The sequence below is a fragment of the Aromatoleum sp. genome, assembly GCF_036675785.1.
Lineage (GTDB): Bacteria > Pseudomonadota > Gammaproteobacteria > Burkholderiales > Rhodocyclaceae > Aromatoleum.
Genome location: NZ_JAKFEF010000080.1, coordinates 74371 through 96399 on the forward strand (window position 1 = coordinate 74371; position 22029 = coordinate 96399).

Annotated in this window: 22 protein-coding genes; 9 read left to right on the plus strand and 13 right to left on the minus strand. The window is 69.5% G+C overall.

Going from position 1 to position 22029, the window contains the following annotated elements; all coding sequences use genetic code 11:
* Positions 1–65: 65 nt before the first annotated feature.
* The 5 genes from V6M37_RS17640 to V6M37_RS17660 all read right to left on the minus strand — a co-directional run bounded on the left by V6M37_RS17640 (position 66) and on the right by V6M37_RS17660 (position 6478).
* On the minus strand, positions 66–1328 hold the full coding sequence (locus V6M37_RS17640) for an Hsp70 family protein (protein WP_332675538.1): 1263 nt from the start codon (positions 1326–1328) through the stop codon (positions 66–68).
* A 97-nt stretch (positions 1329–1425) separates the two neighbouring features.
* The gene (purU, locus tag V6M37_RS17645; protein WP_332675624.1) at positions 1426–2301 is read right to left on the minus strand and encodes a formyltetrahydrofolate deformylase; all 876 of its coding nucleotides are present in this window, start codon (positions 2299–2301) and stop codon (positions 1426–1428) included.
* 11 nt (positions 2302–2312) lie between these two features.
* Positions 2313–2924 (minus strand): bifunctional phosphoserine phosphatase/homoserine phosphotransferase ThrH, encoded by a 612-nt coding sequence (gene thrH, locus V6M37_RS17650; RefSeq protein WP_332675539.1) that lies wholly within the window; start codon positions 2922–2924, stop codon positions 2313–2315.
* 283 nt (positions 2925–3207) lie between these two features.
* Positions 3208–4449: a threonine ammonia-lyase gene (gene ilvA, locus V6M37_RS17655; RefSeq protein WP_332675540.1), complete on the minus strand. Its 1242-nt coding sequence runs from the start codon at positions 4447–4449 to the stop codon at positions 3208–3210.
* Between the two features lie 97 nt (positions 4450–4546).
* Positions 4547–6478, minus strand: coding sequence for an ATP-binding cassette domain-containing protein (locus V6M37_RS17660; protein ID WP_332675542.1), 1932 nt, complete (start codon positions 6476–6478; stop codon positions 4547–4549).
* A 65-nt stretch (positions 6479–6543) separates the two neighbouring features.
* Here V6M37_RS17660 and V6M37_RS17665 point away from each other — a divergent pair, with 65 nt between their 5' ends.
* On the plus strand, positions 6544–7185 hold the full coding sequence (locus tag V6M37_RS17665; RefSeq protein WP_332675544.1) for a hypothetical protein: 642 nt from the start codon (positions 6544–6546) through the stop codon (positions 7183–7185).
* Between the two features lie 111 nt (positions 7186–7296).
* On the opposite strand, the gene V6M37_RS17670 is transcribed toward V6M37_RS17665, so the two are convergent.
* From V6M37_RS17670 to V6M37_RS17680, 3 genes are all read right to left on the minus strand, one after another.
* The gene (locus V6M37_RS17670; RefSeq protein ID WP_332675546.1) at positions 7297–7809 is read right to left on the minus strand and encodes a TlpA family protein disulfide reductase; all 513 of its coding nucleotides are present in this window, start codon (positions 7807–7809) and stop codon (positions 7297–7299) included.
* A 216-nt stretch (positions 7810–8025) separates the two neighbouring features.
* The gene (locus tag V6M37_RS17675; protein ID WP_332675548.1) at positions 8026–8688 is read right to left on the minus strand and encodes a 2-hydroxychromene-2-carboxylate isomerase; all 663 of its coding nucleotides are present in this window, start codon (positions 8686–8688) and stop codon (positions 8026–8028) included.
* Between the two features lie 33 nt (positions 8689–8721).
* Positions 8722–9111, minus strand: a complete 390-nt coding sequence (locus V6M37_RS17680; protein ID WP_332675550.1) for a DUF2917 domain-containing protein — start codon at positions 9109–9111, stop codon at positions 8722–8724.
* 128 nt (positions 9112–9239) lie between these two features.
* Between V6M37_RS17680 and V6M37_RS17685 the strand changes: the two genes are divergently transcribed.
* A complete protein-coding gene (locus V6M37_RS17685) occupies positions 9240–10199 on the plus strand; it encodes a LysR substrate-binding domain-containing protein (protein ID WP_332675552.1) in 960 nt (319 codons plus the stop codon).
* A gap of 86 nt (positions 10200–10285) precedes the next feature.
* Here V6M37_RS17685 and V6M37_RS17690 read toward each other — a convergent pair whose 3' ends face one another.
* The 5 genes from V6M37_RS17690 to V6M37_RS17710 form a co-directional block, all read right to left on the minus strand.
* Positions 10286–11197 carry a DMT family transporter gene (locus V6M37_RS17690; RefSeq protein ID WP_332675554.1) on the minus strand — a complete coding sequence of 304 codons (912 nt, stop codon included), beginning with the start codon at positions 11195–11197 and terminating at the stop codon, positions 10286–10288.
* A 9-nt stretch (positions 11198–11206) separates the two neighbouring features.
* Positions 11207–12262: an FAD:protein FMN transferase gene (locus tag V6M37_RS17695; protein ID WP_332675556.1), complete on the minus strand. Its 1056-nt coding sequence runs from the start codon at positions 12260–12262 to the stop codon at positions 11207–11209.
* A complete protein-coding gene (gene gshB / locus V6M37_RS17700; RefSeq protein WP_332675558.1) occupies positions 12262–13215 on the minus strand; it encodes a glutathione synthase in 954 nt (317 codons plus the stop codon). The genes V6M37_RS17695 and gshB overlap by 1 nt, the downstream gene beginning before the upstream one ends.
* Before the next feature lie 62 nt (positions 13216–13277).
* Positions 13278–14573 (minus strand): glutamate--cysteine ligase, encoded by a 1296-nt coding sequence (gshA, locus tag V6M37_RS17705; protein WP_332675560.1) that lies wholly within the window; start codon positions 14571–14573, stop codon positions 13278–13280.
* Positions 14574–14667: 94 nt separating this feature from the next.
* Positions 14668–15897, minus strand: a complete 1230-nt coding sequence (locus V6M37_RS17710; protein WP_332675562.1) for a class I SAM-dependent methyltransferase — start codon at positions 15895–15897, stop codon at positions 14668–14670.
* Between the two features lie 236 nt (positions 15898–16133).
* Between V6M37_RS17710 and V6M37_RS17715 the strand changes: the two genes are divergently transcribed.
* From V6M37_RS17715 to V6M37_RS17745, 7 genes are all read left to right on the plus strand, one after another.
* On the plus strand, positions 16134–16934 hold the full coding sequence (locus tag V6M37_RS17715) for an EcsC family protein (protein WP_332675564.1): 801 nt from the start codon (positions 16134–16136) through the stop codon (positions 16932–16934).
* An 82-nt stretch (positions 16935–17016) separates the two neighbouring features.
* Positions 17017–17415 (plus strand): DUF488 domain-containing protein, encoded by a 399-nt coding sequence (locus tag V6M37_RS17720; RefSeq protein ID WP_332675566.1) that lies wholly within the window; start codon positions 17017–17019, stop codon positions 17413–17415.
* A 282-nt stretch (positions 17416–17697) separates the two neighbouring features.
* Entirely contained in the window at positions 17698–17862 is a 165-nt protein-coding gene (locus V6M37_RS17725) for a periplasmic nitrate reductase, NapE protein (RefSeq protein WP_332675568.1), read from the plus strand.
* Positions 17859–18176, plus strand: a complete 318-nt coding sequence (locus tag V6M37_RS17730) for a chaperone NapD (RefSeq protein ID WP_332675570.1) — start codon at positions 17859–17861, stop codon at positions 18174–18176. The genes V6M37_RS17725 and V6M37_RS17730 overlap by 4 nt, the downstream gene beginning before the upstream one ends.
* Positions 18148–20640: a periplasmic nitrate reductase subunit alpha gene (gene napA / locus V6M37_RS17735; RefSeq protein WP_332675572.1), complete on the plus strand. Its 2493-nt coding sequence runs from the start codon at positions 18148–18150 to the stop codon at positions 20638–20640. The genes V6M37_RS17730 and napA overlap by 29 nt, the downstream gene beginning before the upstream one ends.
* A 9-nt stretch (positions 20641–20649) precedes the next feature.
* The gene (locus V6M37_RS17740) at positions 20650–21264 is read left to right on the plus strand and encodes a nitrate reductase cytochrome c-type subunit (protein WP_332675574.1); all 615 of its coding nucleotides are present in this window, start codon (positions 20650–20652) and stop codon (positions 21262–21264) included.
* Positions 21261–21947 carry a cytochrome c3 family protein gene (locus tag V6M37_RS17745; protein WP_332675576.1) on the plus strand — a complete coding sequence of 229 codons (687 nt, stop codon included), beginning with the start codon at positions 21261–21263 and terminating at the stop codon, positions 21945–21947. The genes V6M37_RS17740 and V6M37_RS17745 overlap by 4 nt, the downstream gene beginning before the upstream one ends.
* Positions 21948–22029: the final 82 nt, after the last annotated feature.

Sequence of the window (22029 nt, forward strand, 5' to 3'; positions counted from 1 at the left end):
TCCGGCTTTCGACCGGTTTTCCCGCGGGCGATCCCGTGGCGCCTTTCCGCCTTGGCCCTGTCCCGTCAGCCGTAGCGCCGGGCCGCTTCGACCGCGAGGCCGGCGCCGATGCTGCCGTAGAGATCGCCTTCGACGGCCCGCGCTGCCGGAAGCTCGGCCGCGATCCGCGCGCGCAGTTGCGGGACCCCGCTCGCGCCGCCGGTGAAGTAAACCGTGTCGACGCGCTCGCGTGGGACGCCGGCGTCGGCGAGCAGTTCGCCGACGGCTGCGGCAACGCGCGCGACGAGCGTGCGCGTCGCGTCCGCGAATGCATCGCGCGCGATTTCGTGTCGCAGGCCCGTTTCGAGGCGGTCGAGCTGCAGCGACGCCGCCGGCGCTTGCGACAGGTCGATTTTCGCCTGCTCGACCTGCAGCGCGAGCCAATGCCCTTCGCGCCGGCTGATCAGCCGGGACAGCCGGTCGAGTTCGATGCGCGCCGCGGCGCCCCGGTACACGTGCTGCAGATCGGCCCAGGCCTGCCGCGTGTAGGCGAAGTTGATCGTGTGCCAGGTCGCGAGCTGGAAGAACAGGCTCGACGGCACTTCGGCGCCGTTCTTCATGCGGCTGCGATAGCCGAGGAGCGGCATCACGCATTCGAGGCTCAACGCGCGGTCGAAGTCGGTGCCGCCGATATGCACGCCGGCGTTCCCGAGCAGGTCCTCGCGCCGATCGTCGCGCCCGGCGCGCTCGGGCGACAGCCGCACGAGCGAGAAGTCCGCGGTGCCGCCGCCGATGTCGGCGACCAGCACGAGCTCTTCGCGTGCGAGCGAAGTCTCGTAATGCCGCGCGGCGCCGATCGGTTCGAACTGGAAACTCACGTCGCAAAAGCCGACCTGGCGGGCGACCGCTTCGAGCGTGTCCTGCGCCTTGCGATCGGCGGCCTCGTCGTCATCGACGAAATGGACCGGCCGCCCGAACACCGCCGCGTCGAAGCGCCGCCCGGCCTCGCGCTCGGCGCGGCGCTTCAGCTCGCCGAGGAAGCTCGCGAGCAGGTCGCGGAACGGCAGCGCGCGCCCGTGGACTTCGGTCTGGCCGTCGATCAGGCTGCTGCCCAGCAGGCTCTTCAGCGAGCGCATCAGCCGGCCCTCGTAGCCGTCGAGATATTCGGCGAGCGCCGCGCGACCGTAGCAGGTCGTCTCCTCGTCGGCGTTGAAGAACACCGCCGACGGCAGCGTCGGCTTGCCGTCTTCAAGCGCGAGCAGCGTCGGCGCGCCGGGCCGCAACCAGCCGACGGTGGAGTTCGAGGTGCCGAAATCGACGCCGCAGGCGCGCGCGGGGGAAATAAGCATGGGCGGAAGCTACGGGAAACGGGCCGCGAATGCTACGCGAGCCCGCGTGCCCGCGCGAGCCGGCGTTGACCGCAGTGTTCGCCCCGCGGCCCGCCGCTCAGCGGAAAACGATGGTCTTGTTCCCGTGCACCAGCACCCGGCCTTCGAGGTGGTAGCGCAGGCCGCGCGCGAGGACCGTCTTTTCGATGTCCTTGCCGTAGCGGACCATGTCCTCGACCGAGTCGGAGTGGTCGATGCGGATCACGTCCTGGTCGATGATCGGCCCCTGGTCGAGGTCGGCGGTCACGTAGTGGCAGGTCGCGCCGATCAGCTTGACGCCCTTCGCCCAGGCCTGATGGTAGGGCCGCGCGCCGACGAAGCTCGGCAGGAAGCTGTGGTGGATGTTGATGATGCGGCCCGGAAAGGCGGCGCACAGCTCGGGCGACAGAACCTGCATGTAGCGCGCGAGCACCATCGTGTCGCCGCGCACTTCCTCGAAGATCCGCTGCACTTCGGCGTACGCGGCGGCCTTGTTGTCGGCGGCGACCGGCACGTGGTGGAACGGGATGCCGTGCCACTCGACGAAGCCGCGGAAGGTGTCATGGTTCGAGATCACGCACGGGATCTCGATGTCGAGCTCCTTCGAGTGCCAGCGCGCGAGCAGATCGTAGAGGCAGTGCTCCTGCTTCGACACCAGGATCACGACGCGCTTCTTCACCGCCGAATCGGTGATCGTCCAGTCCATCTCGAGCTCGGCGGCCAGGGGGCGGAAGCGCTCGCGGAACTCCGCGAGATGGAACGGCAGCGAATCGGCGCGGATTTCGAGGCGCATGAAATAGCGCCCGACCGATTCTCCTTCGCGCGGCGCTTCGGCGTGCAGCGAAGTCTCGAGAATCCAGCCGCGGTGCTCGGCGATGAAGCTGGAGACGCGCGCGACGATCCCGACCCGGTCGGGGCACGACGCCGACAGCGTGAAGAAACGCTCGCGGTGCATCGCCGGGCCGGTCATGCGACGCGCGAGAAGGCCTTGTCGATCTCGGCGCGCAGCTCGTCGTAATTGCGCGTGACCGGGAACTGCGGGAATTCGCGGACGACGTTCTCGGGCGGGTGGAACAGGATGCCGCCGTGCGCCTCACCGAGCATCGCGGTGTCGTTGTATGAGTCACCAGCGGCGACGACCGTCAGGTTCAGCTCCTTGAAGCGCTTGACCGCCTCGCGCTTCTGGTCCGGCATCCGCAGGTGGTAATCGACGAGCACGCCGTTCGCGTCGGCTTCGAGGCGATGGCAGAACAGCGTCGGCCAGCCGAGCTGCTTCATCAGCGGCTTCGCGAACTCCTGGAAGGTGTCGGACAGGATCACGACCTGGTAGCGCTCGCGCAGCGCGTCGAGGAATTCGCGCGCGCCCGGCATTGGCCCCATGCTGCCGATGACTTCCTGGATGTCCGGCAGACCGAGCTTCTTCCCGGCGAGGATGTCGAGCCGGTACTTCATCAGCGTGTCGTAATTCGGCTCGTCGCGCGTCGTGCGGCGCAGCTCGGGAATGCCGGTGCGTTCGGCGAATTCGATCCAGATTTCGGGGACCAGCACACCTTCGAGGTCGAGGCAGACGAGTTGCACGGCGTGAGTTCCTGTTGCGCAAGAGGAAAGCCGGGATTCTAGCAGCCGCGCCGCAACTGTGACGGAGTCGGCAGTCCGGGCGCGGAAGGTCGCCGATACTGCCGCTTGGCGTGCGCGCAACGGAATTTGTAACAACTCTGAACTTCTGCGGAAAGCACGACTCTTTTCGTGCGTATCGGGTGCTTTCCGGTAATGGTGTAACCCTTGACCCGTGGATGGCGGGTTTTGGCGGGGCGGCCTCACGGCTCGCCCCGTTTTTCTTTTCGTCGGCCGGCGCCGCCGGTCAGCTTGCGAGCAGGTTGCGCACCCTCAGTCCCTGCTCGAAGAAATGCGTCAACAGCGCGTGCTGATGCTCGAGATCCCGCGTTTCGATCTGCAGGATCACCTCGGTCATCCCCACCGGCACGTGCAATTCGCCGCGCCGATGCTCGACGTGGCGCACGTTCATCCCGAGTTCGGCGACCGTCTTCAGCAGCGCGAGCAGTTGGCCCGGCGCGTCCGAGATCGTCACCGCGACGCTCATCAGCCGTCCGCTCGACGCGAGGCCGTAGTCGATCGAGCGTCCGACGAGCGTCATGTCGATGTTGCCGCCGGAAATCACGACGACCGCGCGCTCGTCCGCCCGCAGGCGGATCTTCCGCTGCATCAGCGCCGCGAGACCGACGACACCCGCGCCTTCGCCGATCGTGCGCGTGCGTTCGAGCAGCGCGACGATCGCCTCCGCGATCGCGTTGTCGTCGACGGTGACGATCTCGTCGACGTAGCGCGCGACGACCTGCCGCGTCAGCACGCCGGGGCGCTTCACCCTGATGCCGTCCGCGACGGTGTGCGCGCCGGGCGGCACTTCCTCGAGCGAGCCGTCGCGCAGGAACCGGCGCCACGGCGCGACCGTCTCGGTCTGCACGCCGACGACGCGGATCGCCGGATTCTGCAGCTTCAGCGCGAGCGCGACGCCGGAGATCAGCCCGCCGCCGCCGAGCGGCACGATCGCGAGCGTCATGTCGGGCGCGTCCTCGAACATCTCGAGCGCGCAGCTCGCCTGCCCCGCGATCACGTCGCGGTCGTCGTACGGGTGGATGAACGCGAGCTGCTCGGCGTCCGCGAGCCGGCGGGCCTCGTCGGCCGCGACTTCAAGCGTGTCGCCGACGAGATGCACTTCCGCGCCGAGCTTGCGGCACGCGACGATCTTCGTCAGCGGCGCGTTCGTCGGCATCACGACGACCGCACGCAGTCCGGCTTGCGCCGCCGCGCGCGCGACGCCCTGCGCGTGATTCCCGGCCGACGCCGCGATAACGCCCTGCCGCGCGGCCCCATCGTCGAGCAGCCGCCCGATCTTGTGAGTCGCCCCGCGCAGCTTGAACGAGCCGGTGCGCTGCAGGTTCTCGAGCTTCAACGACAGCGGCACGCCGAACTCTTCGGACAGTGAGTCGTTCGGCCACTGCATCGTGCGCGTGATCGCGCCGCGGATCCGGTCGCGGGCGGCGACAAGCTCGGACAGTTCGAGCGACAGCGGCTCGGTCGGCATCGGATTTCCCCCGTCGTCAGGCCCCGCAGGGCAATTGACGCCACTGTATGCGCAAACGGCGGCTCCGCGTTCGAGGCGCGCGGCGTCCCGGCTCGCTTCAGTCGGCCGGCATCGCCTCGAGCGCCTCGGAGATCTCCAGCCAGCGCAGTTCGGCCTCGTCCACCCAGCCCGCGAGCTCGGCCTGGCGCTTCAGCAGCGTCTGCAGTTGCGCCGCCTCGGGGCCGGTGTACAGCGCCGGGTCGGCGAGCCGCGCGTCGAGAAGTTCTTTCTCCCCTTGCCAGCCGGCGAGCTTCTTCTCGAGTTGGCCGCGCTCCTTGACGAGCGGACGGCGCGCCGCGATCCGGGCTTGGCGCACGGCGGCGGATTGTTCGCGGTCGGCCTTGCGCGCCGCCTTGTCCGCGGCGCGGTCGGGACATTTCGCCGCTTCGCTCGCCTGCGCGCGGCGTTCGGCGAGCCAGTCGCGGTAGTCGTCGAGGTCGCCGTCGAACGGCTGGATGCGCCCGTCATCGACGAGCAGGAAGCGGTCGCAGGTCGCGCGCAGCAGCGCGCGGTCGTGCGACACGAGCACCATGCCACCTTCGTAGTCCTGCAGCGCGAGCGTCAGCGCGTGGCGCATCTCGAGGTCGAGGTGGTTGGTCGGCTCGTCGAGCAGCATCAGGTTCGGCCGCTGCCAGATCATCAGCGCGAGCGCGAGACGCGATTTCTCGCCGCCCGAGAAGCTGCCGCAGGGCGTCGTCGCGGGAGTGGAGGTGCCGCCGACGCCGTCGCCGCGGAAATCGAAGCCGCCGAGGTAGTCGCGCAGTTCCTGTTCGCGCGTGCGCGGATCGAGACGCATCAGATGCTGCAGCGGCGATTCGTCCGGGCGCAGCGTCTCGAGCTGGTGCTGCGCGAAATACCCGATCGCGAGGCCCTTGCCTTCGCTGCGGCTGCCGGCGGCGAGCCCGAGCTCGCCCGCGAGCAGCTTGATCAGCGTCGATTTCCCGGCGCCGTTGCGGCCGAGCAGGCCGACGCGCTCGCCGGGGCGCAGCGTCAGGCGCACGCGGTCGAGGACGGTGTGCTCGCCGTACGCGACCGCGCCGTCCTCGATCTGCAGCAGCGGATCGGGGGCCGCCGGGCCGTCGCGGAAGCTGAACGAGAACGGCGTGTCGACGTGCGCCGCGGCGATGCGCTCCATGCGTTCGAGCGCCTTGATGCGGCTTTGCGCCTGGCGCGCCTTCGTCGCCTTCGCGCGGAAGCGGCGGATGTAGTCCTCGATGTGCGCGATCTCGCGCTGCTGCTTGTCGTACAGCGACTGCTGCTGCGCGAGGCGCTCGGCGCGCTGGCGCTCGAAGTCGGAATAGCCCCCGGTGTAGAGCGTCAGCCGCTGCGACTCGATGTGCGCGACGTGCGTGACGCAGGCGTCGAGGAACTCGCGGTCGTGCGAGATCAGCACGAGCGTGCCGCGGTAGTCGCGCAGCCACTGCTCGAGCCACAGCACCGCGTCGAGGTCGAGGTGGTTCGTCGGCTCGTCGAGCAGCAGCAGATCCGAGCGGCACATCTGCGCCTGCGCGAGGTTCATCCGCATCCGCCAGCCGCCGGAGAAGTCCGACACCGGCCGTTCGGCGTCACCGGCGACGAAGCCGAGTCCGTCGAGCAGCGCCGCTGCCCGAGAGCGCGCCGCATAACCGCCGATCTCGTGCAGGCGTGCGTGGAGTTCGCCGATATGCGCGCCGTTGTGCGCGGCTTCGGCGGCCGCGAGCTTGGCCTCGACGTCGCGCAGCTCGGCATCGCCGTCGAATACGTACTCGATCGCGGCCTTCGCGAGCGCGGGCGTCTCCTGAGCGACGTGCGCAATCTGCCAGCCGGCGGGGATCTCGAGGTCGCCCTGGTCCTGGTGCAGCTGCCCGCGCAGCAGCGCGAACAGGCTCGACTTGCCGGAGCCGTTCGCGCCGGTCAGGCCGACCCGCCAGCCGGGGTGGATCTGCAGCGAAGCGGCATCGACGAGAATTTTGGCGCCCCGGGCGAGGCGGAGGTTGCGGAACTGGATCACGTCAGCGAATCGAAGGGCAAAGACGTTATTCTACGCAACCCCCAACGGACTCACGCCGAATGCCGATGATCCATCGTCTGTTGCCGCCGTTGCTGCTCGCCGCGTTCGCCGCCACTGTCGGCGCCGCCGAGGGCGACCTCGAACGCGCCGAAGCGCTGCGCAGCGACGCGAAGGCGTTGCGCGACCAGGCCGACGACACGCTGCGCGCGACCGAACCCGGCTGCTACGAGCGCTTTCTCGTCAATCGCTGCCTCGCGAACGCGAAGGAGACGCGCCTCGAATCGATCCGCAAGGCGCGCGATCTCGAAGCGGAAGCGGGCCGGCTCGAAGTCGCCGAGCGGCAACGCCTCGCGCAGGAGCGCGGCCTGACCGCGCCGGCGACGGCGCCGACTCCCGCGGCGCCGACCGAACCGAGGCCGATCGCGCCGTCGGCGGCACCCACGAAAGGGGCGCCCGCCGGCGCGGACGCCCCGGTCGACGCCGACGCGATCCGCCGCGAACGGCAGATCGAAGCCGAGCGTGCAGCCGCGGCGGCGCAGGCGGAGCGGCGCGCGCAGGACGCGGAGAAGGCGCGCGAACGCGGGAAAGCCGCGGCCGACGCCGCCGAGCGCGCGGAAAAGGCGAGGCGCGACCGCGAGCGCTACGACGAGCGCATTCGCGAGCGCGAAGCGGAAAAAGCGGAAGCGGCGCGGAAGGCGCGCGACTGAACCGACGGGAAAGCGGTCTCTGCCGCAGCGACAGCTACCCGCGACACGAGCGGGAACCCGCTTCGCGTTGGATATGGCGGAGCGGAATGGGCGGTGGCCGTCCGCCGCGCGTCACAGCTTCGCGCCGAACGCCTGTCCGATCGCCTTGACCGCTTCCGGGCTGTCCCATTCCTTCGCGCCGTAGATCTTGTGCAGGATGCGCCCGTCGGCGTCGATCAGCAGCGTCAGCGGGATGCGGTCCGCGCCGAGCATGTTTTCGAGGAACAGGCGGCTGTCGATGAAGTGCGGGAACGACGTATTGGCCTGCTGCAGGAAGGCTTTCGCGCGGTCGCTGTAGTCGTCGGTCGAAATGCCGATCACGTTGAAGTGCTTGCCGCCGCCGTACCGCCGCGCGAGCCGGTCGAGCGACGCCATTTCATCCCGGCACGGCGCGCACCAGCTGGCCCAGACGTTGATGATCAGCGGTTTGCCGCGAAAGTCGGCGAGCGTCGCCGGCTTGCCCGACAGCCCGCGCATCTCCGCATCGCGGAGCAGGCCGCCGACCGGCACTTCGCCGGGCGTCGCCGCCGACGCGGGAGTCGCGAGGGAAAGGGACAGCAGCAGCGCAACGAGGATCGCTTTCATCGAGGTTTCCGGCAGTCGAAAGGGGGCCGTCCGCGCGATCCCGGACGGCGGGCGCGAGCATACCAATAACGGCCGCGCCGTTGCTTTACCGATCGAACCTTCTCGGCGTCATAGTTCGCCAGGCCGTTCACCGGCAACTACGGCGCGTCCCTCTGCGGCCCGAGACATCGTCCTTCGGGATCGTATCGTCGTCCTGGCGGACAACGCGACGGAGCTTCATCGATCGGGCGGCGGTCGTTCCGCCCGTGACGCATCGGGCAGATCTAAGCGACCGGCCGGCACCCCGCGGGTCGCCCAATCGAGCGCATCTTCGAGGCGGTCGTTGCCCCAGAACAGCTCCTCTCCGACACGAAAGCTCGGCGCGCCGAACATGCCATGGACGGTCGCCTGCTCGGTCTGGCGGCGCAGTGCGATCTTGTTGTCTTCGACGAGCGCCGCAGCGAGCAGCTCGCCTGCGGGCAAGCCGAGTCCCGAGAGGATCTCGGCGACGACCGTCGGCTCGCCGATCTCGCGATCGTCGGCGAAGTTCGCGCGCATCACTTCGCGCGAGAACGGTGCGATCCAGCCCGGGTCGGCACCGAGCAGCGCGACGCGCGCGGCGAGCAGGCCGTCGCGCGGAAACCGGCTCGGGACGCGGAACGGCAGGCCGTACTTGTCCGCGAGGCGGTCGAGATCGCGCCACATGTAACGCCCCTTCGGCGGATAGATGTTGAACGGCGAGTCGTTCCATCCGAGCGCGAGAAACACGGGCCCGAGCAGGAACGGCCGCCAGTCGAGATCGACGCCGGCCGCTTCGGCGAGCGGTTCGATGCGCATCACCGAGAGGTAGGAATAGGAACTCGCAAACTCGTACCAGAACTCGATCCGCGGCCGCGCCATGCCCTGCCCTCCGTCCGTACGCGTCGTTGCACTTTAGTCCATTCCCGGCTGCGCTGGCGGTCCGAGGTGAAGCCGCGCCGCAAGGCGTCGGCCGGCGCCGCGGACCACGGCGCGCGAAAGGGCCTTAGCGACGAGCGCGGCGACAAGTCGCATCGGCGTGCCCTGCCGAAAGCTGTCGGATGCCCGCCTTTTCGCGTGCGCGACGACGAGTTCCGCGGCACCGCGCGAGGTGATCACGACATCCACCGCGCGCGGCATCGCGAACGACTGCCCCGGGCGCAGGACGACATCGCGTGAATCGCCGGCCTGTGTCAGCCACACGCAGCCGCTGCGAGCGACGATCTCGACGGGGTTCGGCGTGTCCAGCACGAACACGTCGCGGGGTGCGAGAACGACGTACCGGAATTCGGAACGGGTGTCCATGCTAAGCTCCTTTCCGGGCCGTAACGGATGCCTTTGACGCATCCTTCTTTGCCACGGTGATCGCAGCTTGTACTTTCATCGCTGGGCTTACAAACGCGTAATCGGCATCTCAACCATGCGCCACATTCATGCATAGTCCTCTTGCACACCTTCCGCCCCTCGAACCGCTGCGCGGCTTCGTTGCCGCCGCACGGCATCTGAGCTTCACGCGCGCGGCCGAAGAGCTGTTCCTGACGCAGTCGGCGATCAGCCGGCAGGTGCAGGCCCTCGAAGCCGCGCTCGGCGTGCCGCTGTTCGTTCGCGGTATCCGCAGTCTCGCGCTGACGCCCGCCGGCGCACGGCTCGCGATGGCGGCCGACGGCTGGCTCGCCGAGTACGCGAATCTCGCGGCGGAACTGCGTGGGCCGGTCGCGCGCCCGGTCACCGTCACCGCGACGATCGGCATCGCGGCGCTGTGGCTCGTGCCGCGCCTGTCGCGTTTCCAGGACCTGCATCCCGAGATCGACGTGCGCCTCGCCGCGGACAACCGGGTCCTCGACCTCGCGCGCGAAGGCATCGATCTGGCGGTGCGCTACTGCGCCGAGCACGACGCGCCAGCTGGCGCGGAACCGCTATTCGGCGAATCGACGGTGCCGGTCGCGAGCCCCGCGCTCGCCGCCCGCCCGCTCGACCGCGAGACGCTGCCCGACACCGTGCTGCTCGACTACGACGACATCCGCTACCCGTGGCTGCGCTGGGGGCACTGGCTGACGACCCTGGGGCTCGACGGCGTGCGCCCGCGCGCGGTGCTGGTGTTCAACCAGTACGATCAGCTGATCCAGGCCGCGGTCGCCGGACAGGGGATCGCGATCGGCCGCGCGCAGCTCGTCGACCGCCTGGTCACCGGCGGGCAGCTGAAGATCGTCGGCGACGGCCGGGCGGAAGTCACCGGCCGCGCGTTCTGGCTCGTCCGCGCGCCGGGCAGCCAGCGGCCGCAAGTCGCCCGCTTCGCCGATTGGCTGCGCGCGGAAGCCGCGGCAACCGGCGCTACGACCCCGCCGACGGTCGAGCGGGGCGACGGACCGCACGGCGAACCGGCGAAGTCGTGACGCGCCGCGGCGTGGAGCGGCGTGGAGCGGAGCGGAACGCTGCGCAGGTTCGGGGTTTTCGTGAGCCGGGCGCCGGCGCCGGCTCTTCAGCGACGGTCCGGCGGCGGCGCCGGCGCCGTCCGGTTCGCGATCCAGATCCCGCTGCCGACGAGCGCGAGCGCGGCGAACACCGCAGGGGTCAGCGCTTCGCCGAGTAGGATGCCGCCCGCGAGCACGCCCATGACCGGCGTGAGGAACGAGAACGACGACAGCCGCGTGGCCGGGTACTGGCTGATGAGCCAGAACCACGCGAGGTAGCTCGCGCCGGCGACGGCCACCGTCTGGAACACGAGGCTCGCCCACACGACCGGGGTCGGTGCGAAGACGCCGGGCTCGCCGAACGCGAGCGACAGCAACGGCAGCACCGCGGCCGACACCCCAAGCTGGTACAGCAGCGTCTTTTCGACCGGCGCGCGCACGAGCGGGGTGACCTTGACCGTCAGCGTCGTCGCCGCCCACAGGATCGCGGCGACGACCATCATCAGGTCGCCGATCCACGCGCGGCCCGCCGGCAGCAGCAGGTTCTCGCCGAACAGCAGCACGACGCCGGCGAACGCGAGCGCCATCCCGATCCACTGCGCGCGGCGCATCGCCTCGTGCGGCAGCAGCCAGACTGCGCCGATCGCCACGAAGAACGGCGCCATGTAGAGGAAGATCACGCCGCGCGACGCGTTCGTGAATTCGAGTGCCCAGAAGATCAGCGCGAACTCGATCGCGAACAGCAAGCCCGCGACGAGGCCGGGCGCGAGCGTGCCGTCGGCCGTCCACAGCCGCACCCCGCGCATGCTCGCCCACCCCCACACCATCAGGGTCGCACCGATCGAGCGCAGCCCTGCCTGCCACACCGGCGAGATGCCGGCGTTCGCGAGCTTGATCGCGACCTGCTGCAGGCCCCAGACCGTGCATAGCAGCACCATCAGGCTCATCGCGAAGCGGTCGAGATGGGGGCGCGGCGGCATCGTCGCAGCTCAGTCGACGACCGTGATCGGCGGCGGATCGGACGGAAACTGCAGCCGCGCGCGCAGCTCGCGCGTGACTTCGATGCGTCCGTCGGCGGTGACGCGCAGCGCGTGGTCGATGCCGAAGCGGCGCGTGTATTCGCGCCAGTTATCGCCGGCGATGAACGCGGGCTTGCTCGCCGCGTCCGACAAGGTGCCCGCGCCGTCGCGCGGCATCACCAGCACCGTCACCGATTGCGACTCGTGCGCGGGGCCGCCGGTGCGCGGATCGAGCAGATGCGAGTAACGGTAGCCATTGAGTTCGAAATAGCGCTGATAGTCGCCCGACGTGCCGATCGCCTCGCCGTCATACAGCGGCAGCGTCGCGAGCGGGCGCGGCGCGCGCGGATGCTGCAGGCCGAGCCGCCACGGGACGTCGCCCTTCTTGCCGAGCGCCATGACGTTGCCGCCGATGTTAACGAGCGCGTTCCCGATGCCCTTGTCCTTGAGAATGGCGATCGCGCGATCGAGCGCATAGCCTTTCGCGTAGCCGCCGAGATCGAGCTGGACCATCGGATTGCGGCTTTCGACGCGATTGCCGGTGATCACGAGGTCGGACATCCGCGGACGCGCTTCGACGATCGACTGCAGCGCTCCCGCGTCGGGCAGGCGCGGCACGAACTCGTCGCTGTGGAACCCCCACAGCGCGATCAGTCCGCCCATCGCCGGGTTGAAGAGTCCGTCGCCCGTCGCCGACAGCCGCTGCGCGTCGGCCAGCATCGCGGCGAGTTCGTCCGACACGACCGCGGCCTTGCCGCTCGCGATCGCCTCGTTCAGCGCGGTTAGCTCCGACGGCTGCCACGCGTGATACGCGTGGTGCAGCCGGTCGAACTCCTGAAGCACCGCGCCCATCGCGTCGGCCGCGCGTTCGTTCGACTCGCCGTACACGGTGAGATCGACGCGCGTGCCGAACACGTAGGCTTCCTGGTGAAAGAGCTGCGGCGGCGAACACGCGGCGAGCAGCGCGGCGAACACGAACGCGACAATCACCGCCGCCGGGCGGCCGGCGAACCGGCGTCGCGGCATCAGGCGCAGGCCCGTTCGAGCCGGTCGACGAACAGCCCCGCGACCGAAAAGCCGGTCTGCGCCGCGATCTCGACGAAGCAGGTCGGGCTGGTGACGTTGATCTCGGTGAGCTGGCCGCCGATGACGTCGAGCCCGACGACCATCAGGCCGCGCGCCCACAGGATCGGCGCGAGGGTTTCGGCGATTTCGCGCTCGGCCGGCGTCAGCGGCATCGCGACGCCACGTCCGCCGGCGGCGAGATTGCCGCGCGTCTCGCCGGCCTTCGGGATGCGCGCCAGCGCGTACGGGACGACCTCCCCGCCGATGATCAGCACGCGCTTGTCGCCGTCGGCGATCGCCGGCAGGTAGCGCTGCGCCATGATCGTGCGCCGGCCTTCGTGCGTCAGCGTCTCGAGGATCACGTTGCGGTTCGGGTCGGAGGCAGTGACGCGGAAGATCTGGCTCCCACCCATGCCGTCGAGCGGCTTCAGGATCACGTCGCCGAGCTCGTCGATGAACGCGTTCAAGTCGGCCGCATCGCGCGCGACGAGCGTGGTCGCGGTGAACTGCGGGAATTCGGTGATCGCGAGCTTCTCGGAGTGATCGCGGATCGCGCGCGGATCGTTGAATACGCGCGCGCCGCCCGCGACCGCGCGCTCGAGCAGCCACGACGCGGTGATGTATTCGAAATCGAACGGCGGGTCCTGGCGCATCACGACCGCGTCGAACGCGGTGAGCGGCTGCACCGCGTCTTCGCCGATGTCGTACCAGCCGCGGTCGTCCGCGCGCGTGCGGATCGCATGGGCGCGGGCGGCGACGACGCCGTCGCGCCACGTCAGCGCCTCGCGCTGGATCGCGAACACCGCGTGGCCGCGTGAATGCGCTTCGCGCATCATCGCGATGCTCGAATCCTTGTAGGCCTTCAGCCCGTGCAGCGGGTCGACGATGAAGGCGAGTTTCAGGTTTCGCGACATAAGGTTTCGCCCTGTTCGGTCCGCTGGCTGCGGTTTCTTGTTGATCGACTCGCGCCGTCCGTTCAGGCGACGAGTTCGGCTTCGGCGGGCGCGGTTTCCTCGATCTCGACGGACGCGGCGAGCAGCGCGAGGCGCGCGACGACGCCGTACGCATAGAAGCGGTTCGGCGCCGCGTCCGGGCCCTGGCGGCAGTCGGGCAGCGAGCAGCAGGTTTCGAATGCGAGCGGCTTGAAGTGCATGCCCGGCGCGTTGAGGTTCTCGTCGCGCGCGCGTTCGGTATGCACGCGATAGAAGCCACCGACGACGTAGTGATCGATCATGTAGACGACCGGCTCGGCGACCGCGTCGTCGACGGTCTCGAAGGTGTGCACGCCTTCCTGGATGATGACCTCATGCACTTCGAGGCCTTCCTTGACGACGCTCATCTTGTTGCGCTGGCGACGATTCAGGCCGCGCACTTCGGACGCGTCGCGCACCGTCATCACGCCCATCCCGTAGGTGCCCGCGTCGGCCTTGACGACGACGAACGGCGTCTCCGTGATGCCGTACTCGCGGTATTTGTCGCGGATGCGGCGCAACAGCCCGTCGACCTGGTCGGCAAGGCATTCTTCGCCGGTGCGCTCCTGGAAGTTGATTTGGCCGCAGACGCCGAATTCGGGATTGATGCGCCACGGGTCGATGCCGATCAGCTCGGCGAATTCGCGCGCGACACGGTCGTAGGCGGCGGCGTGGACCGACTTGCGGCGCGCGTGCCAGCCCGCGTGCAGCGGCGGGATCAGCCACTGGTCGTCGAGGCCTTTGAGGATGGGCGGCACGCCGCCCGACAGGTCGTTGTTGAGCAGCACCGCGCAGGGCTCGAAGCCCGCGAGGCCGATCCGGCCGCCGCGCCGTTCGAGCGGCTCGAGCGTCAGCGAACTGCCGTTGGCGAGTTCGAGCGTCGTCGGCGCGTTGATCTCGGGCAGCAGCGAGCCGATGCGCACGTCGAGCCCGGTCAGCTCGAGCACCGACACGAGTTTCGCGACGTTCTGCAGGTAAAACTGGTTGCGCGTGTGGTTCTCGGGAATCAGCAGCAGCTCGCGCGCGTCGGGGCACATCCGTTCGATCGCCGCCTGCGCCGCCTGCACGCACAGCGGCATGAACGCGTCGTTGAGGTTGTTGAAGCCGCCCGGGAAGAGATTCAGGTCGACGGGCGCGAGCTTGAAGCCCGAGTTGCGCAGGTCCGTGGAACCGTAGAACGGCGGCAGATGATCCTGCCACTGCGCGCGCATCCAGCGCTCGATTTCGGTCGCCTGGTCGAGGAAGCGCTTTTCCAGTTCCAGCAGCGGGCCGCTCAAGGCGGTAGTCAGATGAGGCACCATGGAAAAATTTCCCGGAAAAGACCGCGAACGCGCCGCGGCAATTTGAATTGCGGCCAATCTTACACTACGCAGTCGTCCCGCATTCCCGTATGGCTCAGACCGCCGCGAACGCGCGAAAGTGCTCCGGTAGCGGCGCATTTTCGAGGCTGCGCTGCGAAAACAGGAAGCGGCCGTCGCAGACGAAGCCGAGGTCGGCCCAGTCGACGGCGTTCAGCGCGTCGCGCAACGCGGCGGGATCCACGTCCTCGCACCGCGGGAAGACCGCGAGCACCGATCCGTCGTAGTGCCGGCAGTCGTGCAGGAAAAACGGCTGCGGCGCGCGCGTGCGGCCGTTCACGTACACGCGCGGCCGCTCCGACTGGTAGTAGCCGCGCCCCCAGTGCCACCAGTTCGATTCGTCGAACGGCTGCACGCGACGCGCGATCAGCCGCGCCTTATGTGGCTGCAGCGCGGGCGGCGGCGGGTCCTCGGGCGCGACCCACAGCATCCGCCGCGTCTCGCCGGTCCTGACCGTCGACGAGCAGACGAAGTCGCGATTGCCGGGGACCGCATCGGCATACAGGTCGTCGGCGCCCGACACCGCGCCGACCTTGACGAACGCGACGTCCGACAGCCGCAGCGGATAGTCGCCGCGCGCGAACATCAGGTGCCCCGCGCATTCGATCAGATGGCGTGTCTGCCAGCGCGGCGCGGCGAGCGCGGCGGCGAGGTCGTCGGCGATGCCGATCTCGGCGTGACGCATCGCGCGGTCGAACCGGCCCTTCTCGAAGCGCCAGATCAGGCAGTTCGGCACCGCGTCGTCGAACACGCGCGCATCGCCGAGCTCGATCGCGTCGGTGATCGTGCCGCTCGCGAACAGCAGCCGGTTGAGCTTGACCGCCGACGTGACCTTCAGGAAGTCGCGCGGCGTGATGAAGATCAGCTCGCCGCCGGGCGCGAGGTGGCGCACGCACTTCTCGATGAAGAAGAGGTACAGGTTCGAGCGGCCGTCGAAATGCTCGGCGACGAGCAGCTTGCGCGTGGCGGCGGGAATGTCCTGGAAGCGCACGTACGGCGGATTGCCGAGGATCGTGTCGAACTGCTCGGCGACCGGGTACGCGAAGAAATCGACGTTCAGCGCGCCGGGCGGGCAGTGCGCGGCGTCGAACTCGATGCCGACCGTGTCCGGCAGATGGCGCAGGAACGCGCCGTCGCCGCAGGCGGGCTCGAGCGTGCGCCCGCGGTTGCGCCGCAGCCGCAGCATCGCCTGCACGACCGCGTCGGGCGTGAACACCTGGCCGAGCGCCGCGACATCGCGCAGGCCGAGCCCGAGCTGGGCGCTCATCGGCCGCGGGCCGGCGCGGCGGCCGGAAGGCGGGCGGGAGTCGGACGCGGGGTGCGCGTCGGGCGGATCGTCATCGGGGGGTTCCACGGCAAGACAGGGCGGCAATCGCAAAGCCCGGGAAGATAAACCGGCGCGAACGGCGAAGCAACGCGACCATTGATGCGCGACGGCTGCGGGGCCCCGCGCGGGAACCGGCGTCGCCGCCGAACCTCTGACAGCTGTTACCGGAGCTGCGGATGCCATTGACTTCGAAGGACCTCGACGACCTGCGCGCCGCGCGCGTGCTCCTCGAAAACCCGGGGCTCGCGGCGAAGATCAGCGACGTCGTCGGCTCGCCGCTCGAACGCGGCTTCGCGATGCTGCCCAAGCGCTGGAGCGACGCGGTGAACGACGCGACGCGGCGGGCGATCGCGACCTCGCTCGACGTCGCGCTGCGCACGCTCGACGCGGCCGCAGCCGGCGCCGCGCCGTCGCCATCGAACCGCTGGCACAAGATCGCGGCGGGCACCGCCGGCGCGGCGGGCGGCGCGTTCGGGCTCGCCGCGCTCGCGATCGAACTGCCGCTGTCGACGACGATCATGCTGCGCTCGATCGCCGACATCGCGCGCAGCGAGGGCGAGGACCTCGCGAGCGCCGAGGCGCGGCTGCAATGCGTGCAGGTGCTCGCGCTCGGCGGGCGGTCGGGCAAGGACGACGCGGCCGAAGCCGGCTACTTCGCCGCGCGCGCGGCGATGGCGCGCGCGGTCTCGGACGCGGCGCGCCACTTCGCGCAGCGGGGCGCGCTGCACAAGGGTGCGCCGGCGATCGTCCAGCTGATCGCGCAGGTCGCGTCGCGCTTCTCGATCAACGTCTCGCAGAAAGTGGCGGCCCAGGCGGTGCCGGTCGTCGGCGCGATCGGCGGCGCCATCATCAACACCTTGTTCATCGACCATTTCCAGGACATGGCGCGCGGACACTTCGTCGTACGGCGCCTCGAACGGCGCTACGGCGCAGAAGCGGTGGAGAAGGTCTATAAGGAGTTCGGGGCGAGCGATTGAGCGCAAGCGGCCGGCGCTGGCGCCGCGCACTGCTCGTCCGATTGCCACGTATCGGCAGGACGACGCGCGGAGGGACGACGACATGGTGGTGCGAATCGTGCGGCTTGGCACACCCCGGGCGAAGGACGAAGGCTTGCGGATCGGCACGGTGAGGCGCCCGCCGCGCGGCGTGCCGAAAACCGACTTCGCGTCGCACGACTGGTACGACGTGTGGTTTCCGAACCTGTCGCCGAGCCCCGAAACCGTGAAGCTCGCGCAGCACGCGACGACGCCCGCCGACTGGCAGGCGTTCGCGAAGCACTACAAGGCCGAGATGGCGACGACGGAGCACAGCCACGCGCTCGACGTGCTCGCCGCGCTGTCGCGCCAGACGAATTTCTCGGTCGGCTGCTACTGCGAGAACGAGGCGCACTGCCACCGCTCGATCCTGCGCGAACTGCTCGCCGAACGCGGCGCGGACGTCGCGCCGGCGGGAGCCTAGCCGGCCGGCGCCGCGCTGCGGGCCGGAAGCGTTGCAAGAATTTCCGGCAGTTTTTGCACATCCTGCAAGCCCGCCCTGACCGCCCGTCGCGGCGCCCGGCATGGCACGGGCCCCGGCACCCGCCGCCGCGGCGCGACTCCGGCCTTTGGTCCGCACGGACCGCCCCGCACTCCGCACGCCGCGCCGCCCGGGGCGGGAACGGCGATTGCAGCGCGTCGCGCCGACGCCGGCGGCGGTTTGCGCGCTCATGCCCGCCGCGTCGTCCTCGACCGGAGCAATGACATGGCCCCGCAACCGACCGCCCGTTCGACCCGGCAGGAAGAACTGCGCAGCTTCCTGTTCCTCGCGATCGTGATGGCCCCGGTGCTCGCGATCCTCATCGTCGGTGGGTACGGTTTCGCGATGTGGATGTTCCAGCTGCTGAGCGGGCAGCTCCCGACCGCATGATGCCGATCGCCGCCCCCGCGCCGCCCGCCGAAATCCACATCGCCGGCATCCTCGTCCAGGTGCGCCGCGCGGCCTGCGCGGGCATCGCCGACGCGGTGCGCGCGATGCCGGGACTCGAAGTGCCGTCGGTCGCCGACGGCCGGCTCGTCGTCGTCGCCGAATGCGCGACGGCCGCCGAAGTCGTCGACCGGATCGACCGCATCCGCGCGCTGCCGGGCGTCCTGAACGTCGCACTCGTATACCAGCACGCCGAATCCGTCGGCGCGATGGAGGAGGAAATGTCCAATGAAACTGACCCGCCGGGAGTTCATTAAGCACTCGGCCGCCGCGGCGACCGCGGCCGCCGCGGGCCTGCCGCCCGACGCGCTCGGGCAGAACATCGTCACCGAGCGCCTGCTGACCCAGCTGAAGTGGGACAAGGCGCCGTGCCGCTTCTGCGGCGTCGGCTGCGGCGTCAATGTCGGCGTCAAGGACGGCCAGGTCGTCGCGACGCATGGCGACATCAACGCCGAAGTCAATCGCGGCATCAACTGCGTCAAGGGCTACTTCCTGTCGAAGATCATGTACGGCGCGGACCGGCTGACCGAGCCACTGCTGCGCCAAACGAACGGGCAGTACGACAAGAACGGCGAGCTGCAGCCGGTGTCGTGGGAGCGCGCGTTCGACGTGATGGCCGAGCAGTTCAAGAAGGCGCTGAAGGACAAGGGCCCGACCGCGGTCGGCATGTTCGGATCGGGCCAATGGACGGTGTGGGAAGGCTATGCGGCGTCGAAGCTCTACAAGGCCGGCTTCCGCTCGAACAACATCGACCCGAACGCGCGCCACTGCATGGCCTCCGCGGTCGCCGGCTTCATGCGAACTTTCGGCATGGACGAGCCGATGGGCTGCTACGACGACATCGAGCAGACCGACGCGTTCGTGCTGTGGGGTGCGAACATGGCCGAGATGCACCCGATCCTGTGGACTCGCGTGACCGACCGGCGACTGTCGGCGCCGCACGTCGAGGTCGCGGTACTGTCGGTGTTCGAGCACCGCTGCTACGACCTCGCCGACTTCACGATGACGTTCCGGCCGCAGACCGACCTCGCGATCATGAACTACATCGCGAACCACATCATCCGCAGCGGCAAGGTCAATCGCGAGTTCGTCAATCGCAACACGCGCTTCGTGCTCGGCAACGCCGACATCGGCTACGGCCTGCGGCCGGAGCATCCGCTGCAGCAGGCGAAGAACGTCGGCGACCCGGGCGGCGGCAAGCCGATGAGCTTCGACGAGTACGCGGCGTTCGTCGCGAAGTACGACCTCGACAGCGTCGCGAAATTGTCGAACGTGCCGAAGGAGCGGCTCGAACGGCTCGCCGAGCTGTACGCCGACCCCGCGAAAAGCGTCGTCTCGTACTTCACGATGGGCTTCAACCAGCACACGCGCGGCACCTGGTGCAGCCACCTGCTCTACAACGTGCATCTGCTGACCGGCAAGATCTCCGCGCCCGGCAACGGCCCGTTCTCGCTGACCGGCCAGCCGTCGGCGTGCGGCACCGCGCGCGAAGTCGGCACCTTCTCGCACCGGCTGCCCGCCGACATGGTCGTCACGAAGCCCGAGCACCGCGCGATTGCCGAGAAGATCTGGAAGCTGCCGCCGGGGACGATCCCCGACAAGCCCGGCTTCCACGCGGTGCTGCAGAACCGCATGCTGAAGGACGGCAAGCTCAACGCGTACTGGGTGATGTGCAACAACAACATGCAGGCGGCGCCGAACATCATGCAGGAGGCGTGGCCGGGCTACCGCAACCCGCAGAACTTCGTCGTCGTTTCCGACGCGTATCCGACGGTGACGACGCTCGCCGCCGACCTCGTGCTGCCGACCGCGATGTGGGTCGAGAAGGAAGGCGCGTACGGCAACGCCGAGCGGCGCACGCAGTTCTGGCACCAGCTCGTGAAGGCGCCGGGGCAGGCGCGCTCCGACCTGTGGCAGCTCGTCGAGTTCTCGAAGCGCTTCCGCGTCGATGAAGTGTGGCCGAAGGAGCTCGTCGACCAGGCGCCGCAATGGCGCGACAAGACGCTGTTCGACCTGCTGTTCCGGAACGGCGCGGTCGACCGTTTCCCGAAGACCGACCTCGCGCGCGGCTACCTGAACGACGAACTCGACGCGTTCGGCTTCTACCTGCAGAAGGGCCTGTTCGAGGAATACGCCGAGTTCGGCCGCGGTCACGGCCACGACCTCGCGCCGTTCGACACCTATCACGAAGTGCGCGGCCTGCGCTGGCCGGTCGTCAACGGCAAGGAGACGCGCTGGCGCTACCGCGAAGGCTACGACCCCTACGTGAAGGCCGGCCAGGGCGTGTATTTCTACGGCAACCCCGACGGCAAGGCGGTGATCTACGCGCTGCCGTACGAGCCCGCCGCCGAGGAGCCGGACAAGGAATTCCCGTACTGGCTGTGCACCGGCCGCGTGCTCGAGCACTGGCATTCGGGCTCGATGACGCGGCGCGTGCCCGAGCTCTACCGCGCGGTGCCGAACGCGGTGTGCTACATGCACCCCGAGGACGCACGCAAGCTCGGCGTGCGCCGCGGCGACGAGATCGAGATCGTGTCGCGGCGCGGCGCGATGAAGACGCGCGTCGAGACGCGCGGGCGCGACAAGCCGCCGCCGGGCCTCGTGTTCGTGCCGTGGTTCGACGCGAGCCAGCTGATCAACAAGGTGACGCTCGACGCGACCTGTCCGATCTCGCTGCAGACGGATTTCAAGAAGTGCGCGGTGAATATCCGCAGGGTCTAGGAGAAAGCGATGCGCTCACCGTCTCCCGTCGCGCGGCGGCACCGCCCCTCCCGCCCCGGCTCTTCCCTCCCGGCCGGCGCCCTCCTCGCAGCCCTCGCGCGCGTCGCGGCGCTCGCGGTCGCGCTGGCCGCCGCATCCGGCGTCGCGCTCGCGCAGCGCGCGGTCCCCGCGGACCTCCCCGGGCATTACGACCGCATGCGCGGCACGACGCCGATCCCCGAGGAAGCGACGCCGCCGCCGCTCACGAACCCGGACAACAGCGACGTGCGCCGCTCGCGCGCGTACGCGATGCAGCCGCCGGTCGTGCCGCACAAGATCGAGGGCTACCAGCTCGACCGCAACGCGAACCGCTGCATGTTCTGCCACGCGCGCACGCGCACCGAGCAGAGCCAGGCGCCGATGATCAGCGTCACGCATTTCCAGGACCGTGACGGCAACCACCTCGCCGAGCTGTCGCCGCGGCGCTACTTCTGCCTGCAATGCCACGTGCCGCAGGCGGCGGTGACGCCGCTCGTCGAGAACCGCTTCACCGACGTCGAGACGATGCTGCGCCGCAGCGGCTCGCCGTCGGTGCCGCGCAGCGCGCCGCGCCAGGCCGCGCCGCAGTCGCCGGGGCCGCGATGATCGGGCTGCTGCGCCGATACTGGCAGGTGATCCGGCGCCCTGCGGTCCACTACAGCCTCGGCTTCCTGACCGTCGGCGGCTTCATCGGCGGCGTGCTGTTCTGGGGCGGCTTCAACACGATCCTCGAGGCGACGAACACCGAGACGTTCTGCATCGGGTGCCACGAGATGCACGACAACGTCTATCAGGAGCTGCAGGGCACCATCCACTTCACGAACCGCAGCGGCGTGCGCGCGACCTGTCCGGACTGCCACGTGCCGCACCGCTGGACGTCGAAGATCGCGCGCAAGATGCAGGCGTCGAAGGAAGTCTGGGGCAAGGTGTTCGGCACCGTCGCCACGCCGGAGAAGTTCGAGGCGATGCGGCTGCAGCTCGCGTCGAACGAGTGGGCACGGCTGAAGGCGAACAACTCGCTCGAATGCCGCAACTGCCACAAGTTCGAATACATGGACTTCACACGCCAGAGCCCGCGGGCGACGCGCGCGCATTCCACGTCGTTGTCGAGCGGCGCGCGCACCTGCATCGACTGCCACGTCGGCATCGCGCACCGGCTGCCGGACCTGTCGGGCGTCGAGTCGCTGCCCGAGGACCGCCGCGGCCCCGACGCGCTGCCGGCGCTGATCCGGACCGGCAACAGCGACCCGGACGCGGAACCGGGCGAGGCACCGCCCGAGGAGGAATGACGCCGGGAGGCTTTCCGGATCCGCCCGCGCCACGTCCCTCGACGCCCGCCGGCACGGCGGCCGGCGGCAACGGGAGGTGCGG

Bases quoted from the DNA above. Each gene is read 5' to 3' on its own strand.
- V6M37_RS17725 (WP_332675568.1), top strand. From the start codon at position 17,698: ATGGCCCCGCAACCGACCGCCCGTTCGACCCGGCAGGAAGAACTGCGC.
- V6M37_RS17690 (WP_332675554.1), bottom strand. From the start codon at position 11,197: ATGCCGCCGCGCCCCCATCTCGACCGCTTCGCGATGAGCCTGATGGTG.
- V6M37_RS17665 (WP_332675544.1), top strand. From the start codon at position 6,544: ATGATCCATCGTCTGTTGCCGCCGTTGCTGCTCGCCGCGTTCGCCGCC.
- V6M37_RS17720 (WP_332675566.1), top strand. From the start codon at position 17,017: ATGGTGGTGCGAATCGTGCGGCTTGGCACACCCCGGGCGAAGGACGAA.
- gshA (WP_332675560.1), bottom strand. From the start codon at position 14,573: ATGGTGCCTCATCTGACTACCGCCTTGAGCGGCCCGCTGCTGGAACTG.
- V6M37_RS17640 (WP_332675538.1), bottom strand. From the start codon at position 1,328: ATGCTTATTTCCCCCGCGCGCGCCTGCGGCGTCGATTTCGGCACCTCG.
- ilvA (WP_332675540.1), bottom strand. From the start codon at position 4,449: ATGCCGACCGAGCCGCTGTCGCTCGAACTGTCCGAGCTTGTCGCCGCC.
- V6M37_RS17670 (WP_332675546.1), bottom strand. From the start codon at position 7,809: ATGAAAGCGATCCTCGTTGCGCTGCTGCTGTCCCTTTCCCTCGCGACT.
- gshB (WP_332675558.1), bottom strand. From the start codon at position 13,215: ATGTCGCGAAACCTGAAACTCGCCTTCATCGTCGACCCGCTGCACGGG.
- napA (WP_332675572.1), top strand. From the start codon at position 18,148: ATGAAACTGACCCGCCGGGAGTTCATTAAGCACTCGGCCGCCGCGGCG.
- V6M37_RS17695 (WP_332675556.1), bottom strand. From the start codon at position 12,262: ATGCCGCGACGCCGGTTCGCCGGCCGCCCGGCGGCGGTGATTGTCGCG.
- V6M37_RS17685 (WP_332675552.1), top strand. From the start codon at position 9,240: ATGCATAGTCCTCTTGCACACCTTCCGCCCCTCGAACCGCTGCGCGGC.
- purU (WP_332675624.1), bottom strand. From the start codon at position 2,301: ATGCACCGCGAGCGTTTCTTCACGCTGTCGGCGTCGTGCCCCGACCGG.
- V6M37_RS17740 (WP_332675574.1), top strand. From the start codon at position 20,650: ATGCGCTCACCGTCTCCCGTCGCGCGGCGGCACCGCCCCTCCCGCCCC.
- V6M37_RS17730 (WP_332675570.1), top strand. From the start codon at position 17,859: ATGATGCCGATCGCCGCCCCCGCGCCGCCCGCCGAAATCCACATCGCC.
- V6M37_RS17680 (WP_332675550.1), bottom strand. From the start codon at position 9,111: ATGGACACCCGTTCCGAATTCCGGTACGTCGTTCTCGCACCCCGCGAC.
- V6M37_RS17710 (WP_332675562.1), bottom strand. From the start codon at position 15,897: ATGAGCGCCCAGCTCGGGCTCGGCCTGCGCGATGTCGCGGCGCTCGGC.
- V6M37_RS17715 (WP_332675564.1), top strand. From the start codon at position 16,134: ATGCCATTGACTTCGAAGGACCTCGACGACCTGCGCGCCGCGCGCGTG.
- V6M37_RS17745 (WP_332675576.1), top strand. From the start codon at position 21,261: ATGATCGGGCTGCTGCGCCGATACTGGCAGGTGATCCGGCGCCCTGCG.
- V6M37_RS17675 (WP_332675548.1), bottom strand. From the start codon at position 8,688: ATGGCGCGGCCGCGGATCGAGTTCTGGTACGAGTTTGCGAGTTCCTAT.